Raw genomic sequence first — 17178 nt, 5'->3', positions numbered from 1 at the left:
CCTCGGAGGGCACGCACTGTGAAGCTGGCCAAGTGGGCGCACGACCTAGCCGAGTCGCTGCTCGCCGAAAGCCTCCCGGATCGGTGGGCCCACTCTCAGCGGGTGTATTCGCAGGCCTTGGCCTTGGCGTCAGCCCTAGGGAGAGACGCGGAACTCCTGGCAGCGGCAGCCATCGCGCACGACGTCGGCTATGCCCGGGAGGCCATGGACACGGGCCAGCACATGATCGATGGCGCCCGGTACCTCCGCGATGTGGTCGGGGCCGATCCGCGTCTGTGCAGCATCGTCGCCTTCCACACGTCCTCCCCGTGGGAGGCCGCCGAACTGGGGCTGTCCGAGGCCCTCAGCGAGTTCGGGCCTGCGGAAGACGAGTTGGTGGATGCGATCACCTACTGCGACCTGACCAGCAGCCCCACAGGTCAGCTGGTCGACCCTGCCAAACGGTTGGTAGAGGTGCTGGACCGGTACGGGGCCGAGCACGTCGTCTTCCGTGCGGTCTCGGCTGCCCGGCCCGAGCTGCTGAGTCGCGTGGAGCGCGTGCAGCAGCGCCGGGCCGAGGTCACGCAGGAGAAGATCAGCTGATCCGAGGGATGGGCGATCCGCGGAAGCCCTCTTCGAGACGGAGCCTTGTCGTGGGTGACATGTCGAGTGAATCGACCTCGGCGCGAGGAACCCACCGGACCTCGAACGACTCCGAGCTGACCTTGATCTCGCCGCTGATGGGCCGGGCCCGGAAGCAGAGCGAGAACTCTTGGCGGACCTCACCATCCGAGAACGCGATGACGTGTCCGGGGTCGGTGAAGATGCCGACCAGGCCGACCACCTCGACCGAGATCCCTGTCTCCTCCAAGACCTCTCGTGCGACAGTTCCGGCGATGTTTTCGCCGATCTCCTGGACGCCTCCGGGCATGCCCCACCGCCCGTTGTCCGAGCGGCGTTCCAGGAGGATCTCGTCTGCGTCGTTGACCACGAAGGCGGTCACCGCCGGCACGATGTTGTTGGCCTTGGGCGCGGAGGGATCGTTGAAGTAGTCGGTGCGGCTCATGCCTGCCCTTCGATGGAGACGGCCTCGCTCCAGACCTTCTCGAAGCTTTGCTGGTAGGTGGTGACCAGCTCGGCGCCGGTCACCTTCCTGAGGTGTAGTACCGGAGCCATGGGAGCGCTGACTCCGTAGACCTGGGTGTTGACCAGCCACTCGTCGTCGGATCGGTACAGCGAGTTGTGAAGGGTCGACCGGTGCAGGCGGAACTCGATGCCGGGTACGCCGTAGAGCGGGCGGTAGAGCTTCATCACTTCCCGCACCTTGTATGCGACGCCTTCCCCGATCTCTTCTTCCTCGCCGCGGCGCTGGATCTCCGGGCTCTGCGGATCACCGAGAAGGATCCGGGCACAGACGCCCGAGGACGCCTTCAGTTTGAGCAACTGCGTCCAGCGCGGGTTCTCTGCCAGGAACACGCCAGCATGAACCAGGATGCCGATCTCTCGCTCAGCCCTGCCAAATAGCTGTAGCCAGAGGTCTGCTGGGACATACGACCGATGCGGGTACACCTTCAGGACTTCGGCGTCAGCCGCGTCCTTTCGCTGCCCGTCCGGCAGCCCATCAGGCCACAGGTACGCCTCGTCTTCCCGCAGGTGGGCGGCGATGGTGAGTCGGTGCCGTCGGTACGGAGCACGCCCTTGCGTGATCCATCGCTCGACGGTCTTCGGGTCCACCCCGACGTGCTCCGCCATGGCATCCACCGTCACGCCGTTCGACAGCATGGCGGACCGTAACCGCTCGTTGGCCATCTCATCCCCCAGGGACGTCCAGGGACGTACTCGCCCCACGGAACGGTATCGAGGACGTCCCAAGTCGTCCAGGGACGTGGTGACTTCGTCCCTGCCTCGGGCGGCAGTCTGATGGCACACCACAACGGCTCGGAAATCACGAAGGGCTTGACAGCCCTGATCGAGCGGGCCAATGTGAGGTACATGTTCAAGCATGTATCGCTTCGGCGATGCGTGCGGCTGGGTCCACGCCTACATCAGGAGTTCGCATGTTCGGCAAGAAGTCGCAGAGCAAGCCCGCTGGCCTGACCTCGGCCGAGGCCGTCGCGAAGAGCCAGAAGGTCTACGACCGGATCGCCTCCGGCAAGTGCAAGGACGCTGCCGCCGAGCTGAACGCGGCTCACAAGCGCAACCGCTGACTGCTGGAACTTCACGCCGTACCGCCGGGGCGGTCGCCTCTCACCACAAGACCGCGACCGCCCTGGCAGTCCCTTCGACATCAAGGAGTGCTCATGGACGCTGCAACGTTCGCCGCCGTGTTCGTCGCCCTGTACGTCGCGCACAGCGTGGGTGACCACTGGGTGCAGACCTCTCGACAGTCGGCCGACAAGGGCAAGCCGGGCTGGACCGGCCGCCTGGCCAATGCCCGCCACGTAGCCTCGCTGACCGCCACCAAGCTCGCGTTACTCCTGCCCGTCGCGGTCCTGCTGGGCCTGGACCTCTCCGTTCTCGGCCTGGTGGCCGGACTGGGAGTGGACGCGGTGTCGCACTGGTGGGCGGACCGCCGCAGCACCCTGGCCCGACTCGCCAAGGCCCTCGGGCTGGCGGACTTCTACGCACTGGGCACCGGGGCCCATCCGGTGCACCCGGTCACCGCCGAGGGCAAGCCCGCGGCTCACCTCGGCACCGGCTCCTACGCGCTCGACCAGTCCTTCCACCACCTGTGGCTGCTGGTCGCCGCCCTCCTCATCACCACCGCTTGACCTCTTTCAGTCCGGGGCGCTGCCTCTCACCACAGACCGAGGCGCCCTGACTCCCTTCGCTCATCAGGAGAAACCGCATGCGTTCGTACATCGGTAACCGCGAGATCGCTAACCCCGCCGAGTTCGGAGAACTGGCGCTCGGCTTCGATGAACTGCCCCTCGGGCTCGACCGCGACCTGTTCCGCGGCCCGCTGGGCCCGGAGACGGCCCAGGAACGAGCCGCTCGTGAGGCGGTGGCGCGTGAGGTCATCGCGGAGCTGGCTGAGCTTGGCGAGGGCGGCGACGAGATCGCCGCTTGGGACGCGCTCTACGCCGACGCGCTCACCCGCACCGTTCCCTTCCTTCGTGCCGCTGCCTGCGACGCCGGCCGCGCCATCCGGACGGGGGAAGCGGCATGAGCCACACTATGACGGCGCTGTCCGCAGCGCTTCCCCTGATGTCGGGCTGGTCGGTTCACAGCCTGTGGATGCGTCGCCGGATCGAGGCCGCCCGCCGTGACCCGCTGACCGGGTTGTGGACGCGGGACCCATTCGAGGAGCGGGCCCGCAAGAGCCTGGCCCAGAAGTGCCAACGTGCCGTTCTCGTCCTGGACCTCAACCGGTTCAAGGAGATCAACGACACCCTCGGCCACGCGGCCGGGGACGCAGTCATCCACGCGACCGGGCAGCGTCTGGGCCGGTGGGCCGAAGAACACGCCGGCGTCGCCGGACGACTCGGCGGGGACGAGTTCGCCGCCATCGTCCCCGGCTACGGGATCGACAAGCTGCGCGTGGACCTGTTCCTCCTGACCGGCCGACTGGACCGGCCGGTGGCGTACGACGGCCGCCGGATCGAGGTCCGCACCTCGATCGGCGCTGCCTACTTCGGCACCGGCACGGGTGACCTGTCCACCCTGCTGCGCCGGGCCGATGAGCAGATGTACAAGGCCAAGCAGCGCGGCGGAGGCTGGCGTATCGCGCACCGGCTGACCGTACCCGCGATGAGCACGGTCAACGGCCGCCGTGACGGCCGCCGCGGCACCCGTGGGGAGGCTGCGTGATGGCGACCCGCAAGTCACTGACCATGGTGCAGAAGGTCGTGCTGACAGCCGCGTTCGTGCCCATGCTCGCCACCGGTGTCGCCGGTGGGGCAGGGACGTTCAGCAACATCAGCCGTGCCTACGGCTCGGGTACAGCGCTGGGTGCGGTGGCGGCAGGCGAGGGCGCGACGGCGGTTCTCGCGCTGGTGCTGCTCGGGCTGACGATGCTGGGCCAGTCCTCCCCGGCGATCATCCGGATCGGCTTGTGGGCGCTGCCCGCTGCCGCTTCGGTGATGGCCGCGATGGCTGCCAGCGACCCGGGCCGCATTGTGATTTACGCCGTGACGCCTATGGGCATGTGCGTTGCTGCGGAAGGCATGGCGTTCCTCGCCCGGCGGATCGTCGTCCACCAGGACGGCCGCGACGCCGAAGCCGAAGCAAAAGCCGCCGCCGTGGTGCGCTCCCTTGCCTACCACCGCGCCCGCGCCGCGAACCACCCGTGGTCGCTGGTTCGGAAGTGGTCCGACCAGACGTCGTGGCGGCTGGCCCGGAAGGTCGGGCTGGGGGACGCGTCGCTGGGCGCCCGACTCCTGAACGTACAGCGCGACCGGCTCACCAGCGGTGCGGACGCCGCCCTTGCCGCCATGTTCACCCCCTCCGCAAAAGAGGAGGAAGCGGTGGAGATCACCGTAAATCGGTTGGGGTCTGACCTGCACGAGTCGGCCACCGTGGCCCCGACTGGGGCGGCCGGACTTGCCGCCCCCGAGTCGGCCGACCCGGTACCCGCCATCGAGGCGGCCGCGCAGACCGAGCCGGTTGCGGCAGTCGACCTGGTAGAGGCTCGCCCGTCGGTTCCAGTGAAGGCAGTTGCTGCTGTCGAGTCGGCTCCGCGCCGGGCAACCGGTCGGGTACCGAAGTCGGCCCGCACGCCCCGACCGACCCGCACACCGGACGAACTCCTCGCCGAGGCACGGTCGGTCACGGCCGACTGGACGGTTGACGAACTGACCGCTGAGGCGATCCGCAAGGCCGTCCGTACGTCTTCGGCCAACGGGCGGACCCTGCGGGACACGCTCAAGGCCGAGCGCTCCAGCCCGGACGCCGAGGCTGAAGAGGCGGCCGCCTGATGCCCGGCCACGGCATACCCGTCTATCCGTGGCGCCTGGCTCCGGACGGGCTGGCCACCCGCCGTCAGCTCCGCGCGGCCGGCCTGCGCCCCGGAGGTCAGGACGTCGTCGCCCAGCTGGAGCGGCCCCGCTACCGGCGGGACCCGCTGACCGCCTACCTGTACCGCGTCGACCTGGCCAAGCCGGTCCGGCCGATGACCCCGGCCAGGGCCGCTGCACTCGCCAAGGCGAACACCGCCCGCCGGACCTGCCCCGCCTGCCGTGCGGATGCGGGCTACGTCATCCCGGCATCGCTCGGCAGGTGCGTGCCCTGCGACTACCCCGAAGAACAGCGCGTCGCCTGACCTGCACAGCGGGCCCGGACACCTCGCCGTCCGGGGCCCTTCCACCCCACTCGCCATGAGGGAGCAGACCCACCGTGTCTGATGTCCACGTCACCGGCCAGAGCGAAGACCTGGAGCGCCCCGGCGCCGAAGTCTTCGACATCACGACCAAGCGCCCCACCAACCCTGCCCCGGCACCGGCCGACCCGCCGGCGGACCCGGACGACGGCGAAGAGGAGTCGCCGCGGCCGCGGCCGGTCGACTCCCCGGACCTGCCGTCCCCGGGTGTCACCACCTACAAGCGGCTGCCGATCATCCCGACCTGGCTGAAGTCGAAGCCGGGGTTCGTCTCCACCACCCAGCGCGCCGCGAGCAACGCGTTCTACGCGACCGTCTTCCACGGGATCCGCACTCCTTGGTACGCGCTGCAGCTCGGCCTGCACGCCCCGCGCGGAGCCGCCCGGCTGGTGCGGGACACCAACCGCTGGGTGTGGGACGCCGAGGCAGCCCCGCTGCGGGCCTATGAGGTCTACAAGGAGAACACCGCTGAGTACCTGAAGCTGTCGCGGCAGCGCGACAGCCGGGTACGGCTGCGGACGCTGGTCACTGCCGTGGCGCTCATCTTCGGTACCGGCTTCGCGCTGACCATGTACGTCATGGCCCCCGGCTGGCTCGCCGTGCTGGCCTCGGCCGCCGTGCTCACCGCCGGGTTCTGGGGCACGCCCCAGGACCAGCCCGTGATCGGGCCCGCCGTGCTGAAGACGGAGATCCAGAAGCTGACCGGGGCGATCGTGCTCCGGGCGCTGGACAACATCGGCAACGCGAAGCTGTCGGCCGCCATCAAGAAGGGCGGCGACATGAACGGTCTCCGCTTCACCTCGGAGATCACCCGGGACGGGCCCGGCTACCGTGCCGACCTGGACCTCCCCTGGGGTGTCACCCCCGAGGACATCATGGAGGCCCGCAAGCCGCTCGCCTCCGGCCTGCGCCGCAAGGTCGGCTCCGTGTGGCCGTCCTCCGACCCCGAAGAGCACGAGGGCCGACTGATCCTGTGGGTGGGCGACAAGCCCATGAACGAGACCAAGAAGCCCGCCTGGCCGCTGCTGAAGTCGGGCAGCGTGGACCTGTTCAAGCCGGTCGTCTTCGGCAACGACCAGCGCATGGGCGACGTCGCCGTGACCCTCATGTTCGCCTCCGTGGTCGTCGGCTCCATCCCGCGCATGGGAAAGACGTTCCTGATGCGCCTGTTCCTGCTCATCGCGGCCCTGGACCCGCGCGCCCAGCTGTACGCGTTCGACTTCAAGGGCACCGGCGACTTCGGAGCGCTGGAGCCGGTCTGCCACCGCTACCGGGCCGGGGACGATGACGAGGACATCCTCTACGTCCTCGAATCGCTGCGGGAGCTGCGCCAGGAGCTGCGCCGCCGGGCCAAGGTCATCAAGTCCCTGCCCCGCTCGCGCTGCCCGGAGTCGAAGGTGACCCCGGACCTGGCCAACGACAAGAGCCTCGGCCTGCACCCGATCGTGGCCGCGTTCGATGAGTGCCAGGTTCCCTTCGAGCACGACAAGTACGGCGCGGAGATCGAGGAGATCTGCACCGACCTCGGCAAGCGCGGTCCGGCCCTGGGCATGGTGACGTTGTTCGGCACCCAGCGTCCCGATGCCAAGTCGCTGCCCACCGGCATCTCCGCGAACGCGGTGCTGCGGTTCTGCCTCAAGGTCATGGGCCAGCCCGCCAACGACATGGTGCTGGGGACCTCGATGTACAAGGCCGGGTACCGGGCCACGATGTTCTCCCGCACCGACCGCGGCATCTGCTGGATGGCCGGTGAAGGAGACGACCCGCGCATCGTCGCCTCCGCGTTCGTGGACGCGCTCGGAGCCGAACAGGTCGTCGTCCGGGCCCGCCGGATGCGCGAGGAGTACGGCAACGTCACCGGCCACGCCATCGGCCAGGAACCCGAGAGCGGGGAGGCCTCCTTCGATCTGCTGGCCGACGTCCTCAAGGTCGTGCCGGCCGATGAGGAGAAGGTCTGGAACGAGAAGGTCGCGGCCCGCCTCGCGGCCCTGCGCCCCGAGGTCTACGGCGGCTGGAAGGGCGAGACGGTCACCTCGAACCTCAAGCCGCACGGCGTCACCGTCCAGGACGTATGGGGCTCCACCGCCTCCGGCAAGGGCACCACCCGCCGCGGCGTCGTCCGAGCCGACATCACCAAAGCCATCACCCTCCGTGATGGCAGGCGGTCCGGGAGCTGACTCGCACCGCTGCTAGACCTAGCAGCCCGCGCTGCTAGGTCTAGCACCCCCGCTAGCAGACCAAACCGGCTCCGATCAGCGATCTCGCACCTAGCAGCCGACCTGCGAAAACACCGGAAACCCCGCCCGGAAGGCACCCCATGACCCTCACCCTCCTTGCTAGCGCCTGCCTGCTCATCGTCACACTCGGTTACTTCGGCCTGTGCGCGTCTTCGCCGTTCGGCAACTGCCGCAAGTGCAAGGGCTTCGGCTACGCGATGAAGACCGACCGCAAGGGACGCCTCAAGCGCGGCAAGCACTGCCGCCGCTGCGACGGCCACGGCAAGCGCATCCGCGTCGGCCGCCACCTCTACAACCTGTGGCTCCGCCTCTACCGCGACGCCAACCCCACCCCGCGCAAGAAGTTCGCCCCGAAGGGATAACCCCGTGGCCATCACCCTCTCGCTCGTCGCCCTGTTCGGGCTGGTCCTGTTCTTCCTCCTCCGCTCCAAGACCCTCGGCTACGGCTCCGCGTTCGTCGCCATGATGTTCGGCTTCTTCCTCGCCTCCACCGGCGCGTCGGGCCCCATCAACGAACTCACCACCGCCGTCATCAACGCCATCTCGGATCTGGGGGGCCAGTGATGAACGAACCCATCACCTACCGGCACTGGGCCATCGACCTCGCCCCCAAGGCGGCCCCCGCCCTGGCCACCACGACCGTGCTCACTCTGGGCCGGATCTGGAACGCCAACGGCGCCGAACACTCCGTCGGCAACGCGGCCCTCATGGTCGTCCTCGCCACCGGGGCCGCGACGGCCGGCGCGTTCGCCTCGGGCGGCCGGTCCGGTGACAGCGTGATCGCCGGAACCGCTTTCGCCGCATCCGGCGGGCTGGCCCTGGCCGGGGTCGCCGGATACGCCGATGGCCTCTCGCTGCCGCTGCTGCTGTGGGCACTGGCCACCGCGGTCGCCTACGGACTCGCGGCCCGCTACTGGCGCACCGACCGCCGCGAGAGCGTGGCGCACGAGCGCCACACCTTCGGGCGGCGCGAAGACCACGCCCACGTGGAACGCGTGGAAGCGCTGCGCGCCGGAGCACAGATCGAGGTCGCCCGCTCCGGCGCCGCTTACGCCGAGCAGCTCGCCACTGCCCTCATCACCCGCGCCACCCTGCCCGGCTTCAACCCGCAGGCCATCACGGACGCGGGACTGCCCGAACTGCCCTCTGCCGAAGGGAAGGACTGGTGACTGGGCCCGAGGCGGTGTACGCCACCGCGCCGAGTGTCATCAGCGAGATCGGCTGGACCGTGCGCGGAGCCCGCGACTGCCTGCACGGCATCCACGTCCGCGAGTTCTGGCTCCGCAAGGCCGCACTCCTGGACCGCATCGCCCTCACCGACGACGACCCCGTAGGCGGTGACGCCGCGACCTGCGCCGTCGAAGCGGCTCGCCGCCTGATGGAGATCGACCACGCGGAGGGTCCCCGCACCGCAGACTCCCGCGGCTACGTCCGCCAGGAATACGCCCTCTGGATCCGCCACCACTGAAAGAGAGATCGCCATGAGCTCCAGCCCCGCCCTGAGCACCACGCAACACCCCACGCTCCACACGCAGGTCGACGGTCTCAGCTACCAGCCCGAACCGATCAGCGTGATCGCGGCCCTGTCCCACATCCGCAGCGCCCGCAAGAGCCGCAAGAACGTGGACGCGGTCAACGTCTACGCCTTCACCAGCCGCGACGGAATCCCGCTGCACGTGGTCTACATCCACCACACCCCCGGCCGCTGGGACGGCGTCCGCGACGTCATCGACGTCTACGAGATCCCCACCGCCGCGCTCACCGACCTCTAGCTATGCCCGGGGCGGTCGCCTCTCACCACAAGACCGCGACCGCCCCGGTTCTCCGTCCCTTCGCAGAAACAGGAGACCCCCAGCATGACACCAACCCCCACCCCCGCGCTGCTGCATGCCGCCCTGGCAGCTGCTGACCGCGGCTGGCCCGTCTTCCCGCTCCGCCCTCGGGACAAGCGGCCCGCCGGACACCCCGAACGCAACTGCCCCCGCACCGGCCGCTGCACGGACGGCCACCGCACCCCCGAACAGCGCGCCACCCTCGCGACCGAGCACATCACCGCCTGCTGGCAGAGCGCCCCCTACAACGTTGGTATCGCCACCGGCCCCGCCGGTCTCCTCGTCGTGGACCTCGACATCCCCAAGGACGACGACGGAGCCCCGCCCACCGAGTGGGCCGGGGCGACGGACGGACTCGACGTGTTCGCGATGCTCTGCGAGCGGGCCGGTGAGCGGCTGCCGACCGAGACCTTCACGGTGCGCACCCGTCGTGGCGGACAGCACCTGTACTTCACCGCCCCCGCCGAAAAGCAGCTGCGTGGGAGCGCAGGACGCCTGGGCTGGAAGGTCGACACGCGAGCCTGGGGCGGGTACGTGGTCGCCGCCGGCAGCACCGTGGGCACCGGGTCCTACGAGATCATTCACGACGCGCCTCCGGCCCCCCTCCCCACGTGGCTCAGTGACCTCCTCACCACGCCGCCCGCACCCGCCCCGGTCCCCGTGGCCGTCATCCGCTCCCGCATCGGCAAGGCGGACCGGTACGCGACCGCCGCTCTCAATGGCGAGGTCGCCAAGGTGGCCGCCGCCGTCACCGGCGCGCAGAACACGACGCTGTACAACGCGGCGTACGCCCTCGGAAGGCTCGTCGCCGCAGGGACCCTCACCGAGCACGAGGTGACCGCCGCGCTCACCGAAGCGGCCCTGGCCAAGGGCCTCGCGCCCTCCCGGATCGCGGCCAGCGTCCGCGACGGCATCCGCCGCAGCACCCGCAACGCAACGGGAGACGCGGCATGACCGCACAGCCCGTGGACAGCGACCTGTGGGCGGGACTGGACGCGACCGACGAACCCCAGCCCACCGAGCCCGTGTGGGAGGAGCCGATCCCGCTCAACGGGCGCCGGGAGCTTCCCACGTTCCCCGCCCAAGTCTTCCCGGGCTGGCTCGGCGCGTTCGTGAAAGCCGTCGCCGAGGAGACGCAAACGCCGATCGACCTGCCCGGGTCCATCGCCCTGTCGGTGCTCGCGGCAGCGGCCGGCGGACGGTCGGTCGTCCACGTGCGCGGGAGCTGGCGTGAGCCCACCAACCTGTACGTGGTGTGCGCGCTGCCCCCGGCCAACCGCAAGTCCGCAGTCTTCGCGCTGCTGACCGATCCGCTGTACGAGGCGGAGAAGAAGCTCCAGACGACCATGGCTCCGGCGATCGTGGAAGCGGCGATGACCGCCCGGCTGGCTAAGGAAGCGGCAGACAACGCTGCTGCCAAGGCCGTGAAGGCCGATGGCGGGAAGCGCGAGCAACTGATCGCCGAGGCGGTCGGGCTGGCGCAGACCGCCGAATCGGTGGCCGTGCCGGTTGAACCGCTGCTGCTGGCCGACGACTCCACCTCCGAGACGGTCACCTCGCTCATCGCGGAGCAGGGCGGCAGGCTCGCCGTGATGTCGGCCGAGGGCGGCATCTTCGACATCATCGCCGGACGCTACTCCGGCGCCCCCAACATGGAGGTCTTCCTCAAGGGTCACGCCGGAGACCGCCTCAGGGTCAACCGGCAGACCCGCCGCGAGTACATCGACCACCCGGCCCTGACCATTGGGCTGGCCGTCCAGCCGGATGTGCTCCGGGACATCGCCAAGGTCAAGGGCTTCGACGGGCGCGGCCTGCTGGCCCGCTTCCTGTACTCGATGCCCCGTTCCCTGGTCGGTGAGCGCGAGGTCATCACCGACCCGATCCCCGAGGACATCGCGGCGGTCTACGAGAGCAACGTCCTCGCGCTCACGCTCTGGCTCGCTGAGTGGACCGACCCCGCAGTCATCCAGTTCAGCCCCGAAGCGGACAAGGCCCTGATCACCTACCAGCAGCGGGTAGAGCCGCAGCTCGCGGCCCGAGGCGGTGCGCTGGGACACATTGCTAACTGGGCGGGCAAGCTCGCCGGGGCCGTGGCCCGCATGGCCGCTCTGCTGCACCTGGCCGAGCACCTGGAGGGCGGGCACACCAAACCGGTCGCTGAGGCCACCATGCGCGCGGCGATCACCCTGGGGGAGTACTTCACCGCCCACGCCCTCGGAGTCTTCGACGTCATGGGTGCCGAGCCCACCGTGGGGCGCGCCCGCTCAGTGCTGGAGCTGCTGCGTACCCAGAAGTGGAGCGAGGTCAGCAAGCGCGACCTCATGGTGAAGCTCTCCCGCTCGGAGTTCCCCACCGTGGCCGATCTCGATCCCGCGCTGAACCTGCTCGAAGAGCACGGGTACATCCGAGCCCAGCTCGCCTTGCGCACCGGAGGGCGCGGTCGGCCGCCGTCCCCGCGCTACCTAATCCACCCCCAGCTGAGCGAACCCGCCGTCTGACCCCCGCCACAGAAACCACAGAATCACAGAAATAGCCCACCCCGGCCTCTGACCTGTACGAACGCCGCTACAGGCCACAGTCGGACGGCTGCCACAGAAACCCGCAGAAGAACCACACAAATACGAGCCCACCCCGGCCCGCTTATTTCTGTGGGACTTCCCGACATTTCTGTGGCGGCGCGCCCACCGGCCCTCACTCCGCAGTTCGCGCAGGTCAGCGCCTCTGCCCAGGGTTTCTGTGTACTCCGTGGTTTCTGTGGCGGCCCGCCAAGGAGCGAGCCCATGCACGACGCCCATGTCGCGGCATCCCACGCGGCAGATCCAACGCTGGTGCTGCTGACCGTCGAGGAAGCCGCCCGCCGACTCTCCATCGGCCGAACCACCTGCTTCCACCTCATCGGCTCCGGACAGCTGGAGTCCGTACCCATTGGCCGACTTCGCCGAGTGCCGGCGGAAGCCGTGCACGACTTCCTTGCACGACTCCGCGAAGCGAACCGTCCTACCTCCGCCGCTGCCTGAGGAACCTGCCTGTGACAGAGAACAAGCGAACCCGCCAGCCCAACGGCCGCAGTTCCATCTACCTCGGGAAGGACGGCAAGTGGCACGGCCGCGTCACCGTCGGCGTGCGCGACGACGGCACCCCCGACCGGCGCCACGTCGAACGTAAGACCCGTGCCGAAGTCACCGACGCTGTGCGTGAGCTTGAGAAGCAGCGAGAGGCCAAGACGGTGCGCAAACCGGGCAAGGCCATGACGGTCAAGGCCTGGCTGACCCACTGGATTGAGAACGTCGCGCCCCTCACGGTCAACGACAACACGATGGTCGGGTACGGCGTGGCCGTGCGGAAACACCTCATTCCCGGCTTGGGTGCTCACCGCCTCGACAGGCTCAAGCCCGAGCATGTCGAGATCTTCTACACGAAGATGCAGGCGAACGGCAGCAAGCCCGCGACGGCCCACCAGGTGCACCGGACCTTCCGTACCGCCCTCAACGAGGCAGTGCGGCGCGGCCATCTCGGCAAGAACCCGGTGCTGTTGGCCAAGGCTCCGAAGACGGGTGACTACGAGGCGGAGCCGTACACGGTGAAAGAGGTGCAGCGGCTGCTGAAGGCCGCGGGCCGGCAGCGAAATTCCGCGCGCTGGGCCGTCGCCCTTGCCCTCGGACTGCGTCAGGGAGAGGTGCTGGCCCTCAAGTGGGAGGACGTGGACCTTGACGGAGGGTTCCTGGTGGTGCGTCGCAGCCGCCACCGGCCGCAGTACACACACGGGTGCATCGACCCCTGCGGCCGCAAGGCCGGGTACTGCCCGGAGAGGCGACGCAGCAACCCGGAGACCTCCACCACCAAGTCGCGGGCCGGCCGCCGCGCGGTCGGTCTCCCCACGCAGCTCGTTGACCTCCTCCGAGCCCACCGCGAGGCCCAGGCTGCGGAGCGGCTGGCGGTAGGGGAGCGCTGGGCGGAAGGCGGCTGGGTGTTCCCTGATGAACATGGCCGCAGCCCTTCTCACCGCAGGGACTGGGCGGAGTGGAAGGCCCTGCTGGTGGAAGCGAAGGTTCGTGACGGGCGTCTGCACGACGCGCGCCACACGGCAGCCACAGTGCTGCTGATCCTTGGGGTGTCCGAGCGGGCCGTCATGGGCCTCATGGGGTGGTCGACCACCGCCATGGCCGCGCGCTATCAGCACATGGTGGACGCGGTGCGGACCGACGTTGCGAGGCAGGTGGACGGCTTGATCTGGCAGTCAGATGTGCTTCAGGTGCGAGGCGACGAAGAGGGCTTGTCCTAACAAGTCGCTTTGAATTAGCTGATGTTCCGTTTGGTGGCGTTGAAATTGCCCACCGAATAGTCCAGTTGTCGGATACTCTGATCGACGATTAGTCGCCGTCTCCCGCATTCGGGAGCTGACATGTGTCGTCGTCGCCCCCATTGGGGTGCTGACACAAGAGGAGCAGCCTTGTCCGCCAAGGACTACAGCTACGACATCCCGGACCACCCGATTGAGTACATCAAGGTGGACCCGAGGACCATCAAGTTCGACCCTCGCGCGCAGCGCAACCTCAACAAGGCTCGTGCGCAGGCCATCGCTGAGAAGCTGGTCCCCACCGCCCTCGGAACGCCGATCCTCTCGCAGCGTGAGGATGGCCAGTACGCGGTGGATGGCATGCACCGCGTCTACGCATGCCAGCTCATTCTGACTGGCAAGGTCTCGGTTCCGGAGAAGGTCCGCGAGGCTGTCCAGGCAATCCACTGCGAGGTTCACCTCGACCTCTCGACGGCCAACGAGGCTTCGCTGTTCATCATCAAGAACAAGGAGTCCTCGAAGGTCGGTCCGAATGACGAGTTCAGGATCGGTGTGCTGGCCGGGCACCCCCTCTTCCAGGACACCAATAACGTCCTGGAGAAGCATGAGCTCAAGGTTGGCAGCAGCGCCGCCAACGGCCTGCGCGGCATCAAGGGGATCCTCGGCATCGTCATGGAGCACGGCCCCGAAGTCCTGGACCTGTCGCTCACGATCGCCGAGGACGCCTGGGGTCGCAGCCCTGACACTTGGCACTCCGTCACCATCGGAGGCATAGCCACGGTGATGTCGAAGCACCCCGAGCTGAAGCCGGCGGAGTTGGCCCAGAAGCTCAAGCGCCAGGGTGACCCCACTTCCTTCAAGGCCAAGATCCAGACCATCGCCACCAACAACAACACTCGTGCCGATGGCACCAAGGGCCGCCTCAAGGCCGCTCATCTGGCGGTTGCCTCCGCCTGGAACGCGAACCGCCGCGTCAACCGCATCCCCGTCCCGAACATCTTCGAGTAGCTGCGGGGGAGGCTGTGCCTCGCTTCTTACCTGCGGTGCGGGGAGCCACGCTTTCCTCGCCCGTACCCGCTGACTGAGACGGGAACTGAGACGGATGGCCGAAAGAGCGGCACCCCCAGGGGGTGCCGCTCTTTCGTTCTACCTGTTCAGGTCCTAGAAGCCGTGACCGGAATCGAACCGGCGTAACTCGCTTTGCAGGCGAGTCCCTCAACCACTCGGGCACACGGCTGGGTGGTGGTGATGTGCACGACCGTACGGGCGGCGCCGGGGCCGGGGAAGGTCTGCGCCGGGGCCGCAACACGACTGCCATGCCGCGTTCATGGACCTAGGTCCGGAGGACGAGGCGGGATCCGTCGAATTGACAGGGACCAAACCGGGATACGCCCCTTACGCTGGGGCGATGAGCGCCCTCGAACCCCGCGTGCCCGAGAAGACCGCACCCGTCCCCCCGTCACCGCCGCGCGCGGGGATCCTCGGGCCCGCGTACCGGACGCTCAGCATCGGGATCATCTCCGTCATCTTCCTGATCGCCTTCGAGGCCACCGCCGTGGGGACGGCCATGCCCGTCGCCGCGCGGGAGCTGGAGGGGATCGGGCTCTACGCCTTCGCCTTCTCCGCCTACTTCACGACCAGCCTCTTCGGCATGGTCCTGTCCGGGCAGTGGGCCGACCGGCAGGGGCCGTTGCGGCCGCTGACCGTCGGGATCGCCTCGTTCGCCACGGGGCTCGTGGTCGCCGGGACCGCCGGCGCCATGTGGGTGTTCGTCCTCGGCCGGGCGATACAGGGCTTCGGCGGCGGGCTGGTCATCGTCGCCCTGTACGTGGTCGTCAGCCGCGCCTACGAGGAGCGGCTGCGCCCCGCGATCATGGCGGCCTTCGCCGCCAGCTGGGTGGTCCCCTCGATCGTCGGCCCGCTCGCCTCCGGGACGGTCACCGAGCACCTCGGGTGGCGGTGGGTCTTCCTCGGGATACCCGCCCTCGTCGTCGTACCGCTCGTCATCGCGCTGCCGGCGATACGGCGGACCGCGTCCGGGCCGGTGGACCCCGACGCGCCGCCGGTGGCCTTGGACCGGCGCCGGATCCGGCTGGCCTTCGGCATCTCCGTGGGCGCGGGGCTGCTCCAGTACGCCGCCCAGGACCTCCGGTGGCTGTCGCTGCTCCCGGGCGCGGCGGGCGTGGCCCTGCTGGTGCCGGCCGTACGGGGGCTGCTGCCGCGCGGCACCTACCGGGCGCGCCGCGGCCTGCCGTCCGTGGTGCTGCTGCGCGGTCTTGCGGCGGGGGCGTTCATCGGGGCGGAGAGCTTCGTACCGCTGATGCTGGTCACCCAGCGCGGGCTGAGCCCGACGCTGGCCGGTTTCTCGCTCGCGCTGGGCGGGCTGACCTGGGCGGCGGGGTCATGGGTGCAGTCGAAGGGGCGGATGGCGCCCTACCGGGAGCGGCTCATGGTGGGCGGGATGGTGATGGTGGCCGCCGCCATCGCGGGCGCCCCGGCCGTGCTGATCGAGTCGGTGCCGGTGTGGACGCTGGCGCTGGCCTGGGCGGTGGGGTGCCTGGGGATGGGGCTGGTGATCGGCTCGACGAGCGTGCTGCTGCTGAAGCTGTCGGCGCCGGAGGAGGCGGGGGCGAACTCCGCCGCGCTGCAGATCTCGGACGCGCTGGCCAACGTGGTGCTGCTGGCCGGGGGCGGGGCGGCGTTCGCCGCGCTGGGGGGTGGTGCGGTGGGTGCCTCGCACGCTGTCACCGCCGAGAGGGCGGCCTCGCACCCCGCCGCCTTCGTCGTCGTGTTCCTGCCGATGGCGTGCGTGGCGCTGGTGGGGGCGTGGGTGGCCACCCGGCTGGACGGCCCGGCCGGAAAGTAGTACCACGATGGCCCCACCCGAGTGGTACCGTTTTGGTATGGCGATGAACCTGCGTCTCCGCGACGACCAGCAAGAGGCCCTCAAGCTCCGTGCCGAGGAGGAGGGTCGCAGCATGCACGCCATAGTGCTCCAGGCGATTGACCGCTACCTCGAACAGGAGGCGGACCACGAGACCGTCCGCCGGCTGGGCGAGAAGTACGCGAAGAGCCACGCCGACCTGCTGCGCCGCCTGGGGGAGTGAGTGAAGTACCTGACCATCCAGGAAGCCCTGGACCTTGCGGAGCTTGCCATGGGCGGACAACAGGTCGCGGTGCGCGATCTGGGCCTGCTGAGCTCCGCCGTGCACCGGCCGCAGTCCCAAATGTTCGGGGTCGAGGCGTACACGGACCTGTTCGAGAAGGCCGGTGCGCTGCTCCAGTCCCTCGCCGTGAACCATCCGCTGGTGGACGGCAACAAGCGCATGGCGTGGATGTGCACGGTCGTGTTCCTCGACTTCAACGGGACCGAAATGGTCGACGTCGATCAGGACGAGTCGTACAAGCTGGTGATCGAGGTGGCCACTGGCAGCCTGGAGGACGTGGCGCAGATCGCGCGGAGACTGCGGGCCCTGCACGAAGCGATGTGACGCTCGCCGCACCCGCCGAGGTCAC

General features: G+C 69.1%; 23 protein-coding genes and 1 tRNA gene. 21 read left to right on the top strand and 3 right to left on the bottom strand.

Going from position 1 to position 17178, the window contains the following annotated elements; genetic code table 11:
- Positions 1 to 18 precede the first annotated feature (18 nt).
- On the top strand, positions 19 to 582 hold the full coding sequence (locus ACGFYQ_RS26575) for an HD domain-containing protein (RefSeq protein ID WP_393747974.1): 564 nt from the start codon (positions 19 to 21) through the stop codon (positions 580 to 582).
- Here the strand turns inward: ACGFYQ_RS26575 and ACGFYQ_RS26570 are convergent.
- Entirely contained in the window at positions 575 to 1045 is a 471-nt protein-coding gene (locus tag ACGFYQ_RS26570; RefSeq protein WP_393747972.1) for an NUDIX domain-containing protein, read from the bottom strand. The genes ACGFYQ_RS26575 and ACGFYQ_RS26570 overlap by 8 nt on opposite strands.
- Complete coding sequence (locus ACGFYQ_RS26565; protein ID WP_393747970.1) at positions 1042 to 1788, bottom strand: helix-turn-helix domain-containing protein; 747 nt, start codon at positions 1786 to 1788, stop codon at positions 1042 to 1044. Before ACGFYQ_RS26565 ends, ACGFYQ_RS26570 begins: the two co-directional genes overlap by 4 nt.
- A 248-nt stretch (positions 1789 to 2036) precedes the next feature.
- Here ACGFYQ_RS26565 and ACGFYQ_RS26560 point away from each other — a divergent pair, with 248 nt between their 5' ends.
- The 17 genes from ACGFYQ_RS26560 (at position 2037) to ACGFYQ_RS26480 (ending at position 14670) form a co-directional block, all read left to right on the top strand.
- The gene (locus tag ACGFYQ_RS26560) at positions 2037 to 2186 is read left to right on the top strand and encodes a hypothetical protein (RefSeq protein ID WP_393747968.1); all 150 of its coding nucleotides are present in this window, start codon (positions 2037 to 2039) and stop codon (positions 2184 to 2186) included.
- A 93-nt stretch (positions 2187 to 2279) separates the two neighbouring features.
- Entirely contained in the window at positions 2280 to 2750 is a 471-nt protein-coding gene (locus ACGFYQ_RS26555; protein WP_393747966.1) for a transcriptional regulator, read from the top strand.
- A gap of 77 nt (positions 2751 to 2827) precedes the next feature.
- A complete protein-coding gene (locus ACGFYQ_RS26550) occupies positions 2828 to 3148 on the top strand; it encodes a hypothetical protein (RefSeq protein ID WP_393747964.1) in 321 nt (106 codons plus the stop codon).
- The gene (locus ACGFYQ_RS26545) at positions 3145 to 3789 is read left to right on the top strand and encodes a GGDEF domain-containing protein (protein WP_393747962.1); all 645 of its coding nucleotides are present in this window, start codon (positions 3145 to 3147) and stop codon (positions 3787 to 3789) included. The genes ACGFYQ_RS26550 and ACGFYQ_RS26545 overlap by 4 nt, the downstream gene beginning before the upstream one ends.
- Positions 3789 to 4895 (top strand): conjugal transfer protein, encoded by a 1107-nt coding sequence (locus tag ACGFYQ_RS26540; RefSeq protein ID WP_393747960.1) that lies wholly within the window; start codon positions 3789 to 3791, stop codon positions 4893 to 4895. The genes ACGFYQ_RS26545 and ACGFYQ_RS26540 overlap by 1 nt, the downstream gene beginning before the upstream one ends.
- Positions 4895 to 5239 (top strand): RRQRL motif-containing zinc-binding protein, encoded by a 345-nt coding sequence (locus tag ACGFYQ_RS26535; protein WP_393747958.1) that lies wholly within the window; start codon positions 4895 to 4897, stop codon positions 5237 to 5239. The genes ACGFYQ_RS26540 and ACGFYQ_RS26535 overlap by 1 nt, the downstream gene beginning before the upstream one ends.
- A 74-nt stretch (positions 5240 to 5313) precedes the next feature.
- A complete protein-coding gene (locus ACGFYQ_RS26530) occupies positions 5314 to 7473 on the top strand; it encodes a cell division protein FtsK (protein WP_393747956.1) in 2160 nt (719 codons plus the stop codon).
- A 140-nt stretch (positions 7474 to 7613) separates the two neighbouring features.
- Positions 7614 to 7895: a hypothetical protein gene (locus ACGFYQ_RS26525; RefSeq protein ID WP_393747954.1), complete on the top strand. Its 282-nt coding sequence runs from the start codon at positions 7614 to 7616 to the stop codon at positions 7893 to 7895.
- A gap of 4 nt (positions 7896 to 7899) precedes the next feature.
- Positions 7900 to 8097 carry a hypothetical protein gene (locus tag ACGFYQ_RS26520; protein WP_393747952.1) on the top strand — a complete coding sequence of 66 codons (198 nt, stop codon included), beginning with the start codon at positions 7900 to 7902 and terminating at the stop codon, positions 8095 to 8097.
- On the top strand, positions 8097 to 8702 hold the full coding sequence (locus ACGFYQ_RS26515; RefSeq protein WP_393747950.1) for a hypothetical protein: 606 nt from the start codon (positions 8097 to 8099) through the stop codon (positions 8700 to 8702). Before ACGFYQ_RS26520 ends, ACGFYQ_RS26515 begins: the two co-directional genes overlap by 1 nt.
- A complete protein-coding gene (locus ACGFYQ_RS26510; protein WP_393747948.1) occupies positions 8699 to 9001 on the top strand; it encodes a hypothetical protein in 303 nt (100 codons plus the stop codon). The genes ACGFYQ_RS26515 and ACGFYQ_RS26510 overlap by 4 nt, the downstream gene beginning before the upstream one ends.
- 13 nt (positions 9002 to 9014) lie before the next feature.
- Positions 9015 to 9305 carry a hypothetical protein gene (locus ACGFYQ_RS26505; protein WP_393747946.1) on the top strand — a complete coding sequence of 97 codons (291 nt, stop codon included), beginning with the start codon at positions 9015 to 9017 and terminating at the stop codon, positions 9303 to 9305.
- An 84-nt stretch (positions 9306 to 9389) separates the two neighbouring features.
- A complete protein-coding gene (locus ACGFYQ_RS26500) occupies positions 9390 to 10319 on the top strand; it encodes a bifunctional DNA primase/polymerase (RefSeq protein WP_393747944.1) in 930 nt (309 codons plus the stop codon).
- Positions 10316 to 11863, top strand: a complete 1548-nt coding sequence (locus ACGFYQ_RS26495) for a YfjI family protein (protein ID WP_393747942.1) — start codon at positions 10316 to 10318, stop codon at positions 11861 to 11863. Before ACGFYQ_RS26500 ends, ACGFYQ_RS26495 begins: the two co-directional genes overlap by 4 nt.
- A 282-nt stretch (positions 11864 to 12145) precedes the next feature.
- Positions 12146 to 12382, top strand: coding sequence for an excisionase family DNA-binding protein (locus ACGFYQ_RS26490; protein WP_393747940.1), 237 nt, complete (start codon positions 12146 to 12148; stop codon positions 12380 to 12382).
- A gap of 11 nt (positions 12383 to 12393) precedes the next feature.
- Complete coding sequence (locus tag ACGFYQ_RS26485; protein ID WP_393747938.1) at positions 12394 to 13647, top strand: tyrosine-type recombinase/integrase; 1254 nt, start codon at positions 12394 to 12396, stop codon at positions 13645 to 13647.
- A gap of 168 nt (positions 13648 to 13815) precedes the next feature.
- The gene (locus ACGFYQ_RS26480; protein ID WP_393747936.1) at positions 13816 to 14670 is read left to right on the top strand and encodes a DUF6551 family protein; all 855 of its coding nucleotides are present in this window, start codon (positions 13816 to 13818) and stop codon (positions 14668 to 14670) included.
- Positions 14671 to 14827: 157 nt separating this feature from the next.
- Here the strand turns inward: ACGFYQ_RS26480 and ACGFYQ_RS26475 are convergent.
- Positions 14828 to 14899: transfer RNA gene (locus ACGFYQ_RS26475), tRNA-Cys, on the bottom strand.
- 171 nt (positions 14900 to 15070) lie between these two features.
- Between ACGFYQ_RS26475 and ACGFYQ_RS26470 the strand changes: the two genes are divergently transcribed.
- Genes ACGFYQ_RS26470 through ACGFYQ_RS26460 form a run of 3 tightly spaced genes read left to right on the top strand, consistent with a single transcriptional unit; the run spans position 15071 to position 17153 of the window.
- Positions 15071 to 16528 carry an MFS transporter gene (locus ACGFYQ_RS26470; RefSeq protein ID WP_393747934.1) on the top strand — a complete coding sequence of 486 codons (1458 nt, stop codon included), beginning with the start codon at positions 15071 to 15073 and terminating at the stop codon, positions 16526 to 16528.
- Between the two features lie 43 nt (positions 16529 to 16571).
- Complete coding sequence (locus tag ACGFYQ_RS26465) at positions 16572 to 16769, top strand: Arc family DNA-binding protein (protein WP_393748107.1); 198 nt, start codon at positions 16572 to 16574, stop codon at positions 16767 to 16769.
- On the top strand, positions 16770 to 17153 hold the full coding sequence (locus tag ACGFYQ_RS26460; RefSeq protein ID WP_393747932.1) for a type II toxin-antitoxin system death-on-curing family toxin: 384 nt from the start codon (positions 16770 to 16772) through the stop codon (positions 17151 to 17153).
- The last annotated feature ends 25 nt before the right edge of the window (positions 17154 to 17178 follow it).

The organism is Streptomyces sp. NPDC048258, from assembly GCF_043201995.1.
In the GTDB taxonomy this organism is placed as follows: Bacteria; Actinomycetota; Actinomycetes; order Streptomycetales; family Streptomycetaceae; genus Streptomyces.
The sequence above is the reverse complement of the archived record's forward strand: the minus strand, read 5'-3'. Positions and strand labels throughout refer to the sequence as shown.

Bases quoted from the DNA above. Each gene is read 5' to 3' on its own strand.
- ACGFYQ_RS26470 (WP_393747934.1), top strand. From the start codon at position 15,071: ATGAGCGCCCTCGAACCCCGCGTGCCCGAGAAGACCGCACCCGTCCCC.
- ACGFYQ_RS26555 (WP_393747966.1), top strand. From the start codon at position 2,280: ATGGACGCTGCAACGTTCGCCGCCGTGTTCGTCGCCCTGTACGTCGCG.
- ACGFYQ_RS26465 (WP_393748107.1), top strand. From the start codon at position 16,572: ATGAACCTGCGTCTCCGCGACGACCAGCAAGAGGCCCTCAAGCTCCGT.
- ACGFYQ_RS26540 (WP_393747960.1), top strand. From the start codon at position 3,789: ATGGCGACCCGCAAGTCACTGACCATGGTGCAGAAGGTCGTGCTGACA.
- ACGFYQ_RS26505 (WP_393747946.1), top strand. From the start codon at position 9,015: ATGAGCTCCAGCCCCGCCCTGAGCACCACGCAACACCCCACGCTCCAC.
- ACGFYQ_RS26515 (WP_393747950.1), top strand. From the start codon at position 8,097: ATGAACGAACCCATCACCTACCGGCACTGGGCCATCGACCTCGCCCCC.
- ACGFYQ_RS26500 (WP_393747944.1), top strand. From the start codon at position 9,390: ATGACACCAACCCCCACCCCCGCGCTGCTGCATGCCGCCCTGGCAGCT.
- ACGFYQ_RS26525 (WP_393747954.1), top strand. From the start codon at position 7,614: ATGACCCTCACCCTCCTTGCTAGCGCCTGCCTGCTCATCGTCACACTC.
- ACGFYQ_RS26535 (WP_393747958.1), top strand. From the start codon at position 4,895: ATGCCCGGCCACGGCATACCCGTCTATCCGTGGCGCCTGGCTCCGGAC.
- ACGFYQ_RS26560 (WP_393747968.1), top strand. From the start codon at position 2,037: ATGTTCGGCAAGAAGTCGCAGAGCAAGCCCGCTGGCCTGACCTCGGCC.
- ACGFYQ_RS26550 (WP_393747964.1), top strand. From the start codon at position 2,828: ATGCGTTCGTACATCGGTAACCGCGAGATCGCTAACCCCGCCGAGTTC.
- ACGFYQ_RS26565 (WP_393747970.1), bottom strand. From the start codon at position 1,788: ATGGCCAACGAGCGGTTACGGTCCGCCATGCTGTCGAACGGCGTGACG.
- ACGFYQ_RS26570 (WP_393747972.1), bottom strand. From the start codon at position 1,045: ATGAGCCGCACCGACTACTTCAACGATCCCTCCGCGCCCAAGGCCAAC.
- ACGFYQ_RS26545 (WP_393747962.1), top strand. From the start codon at position 3,145: ATGAGCCACACTATGACGGCGCTGTCCGCAGCGCTTCCCCTGATGTCG.
- ACGFYQ_RS26495 (WP_393747942.1), top strand. From the start codon at position 10,316: ATGACCGCACAGCCCGTGGACAGCGACCTGTGGGCGGGACTGGACGCG.
- ACGFYQ_RS26490 (WP_393747940.1), top strand. From the start codon at position 12,146: ATGCACGACGCCCATGTCGCGGCATCCCACGCGGCAGATCCAACGCTG.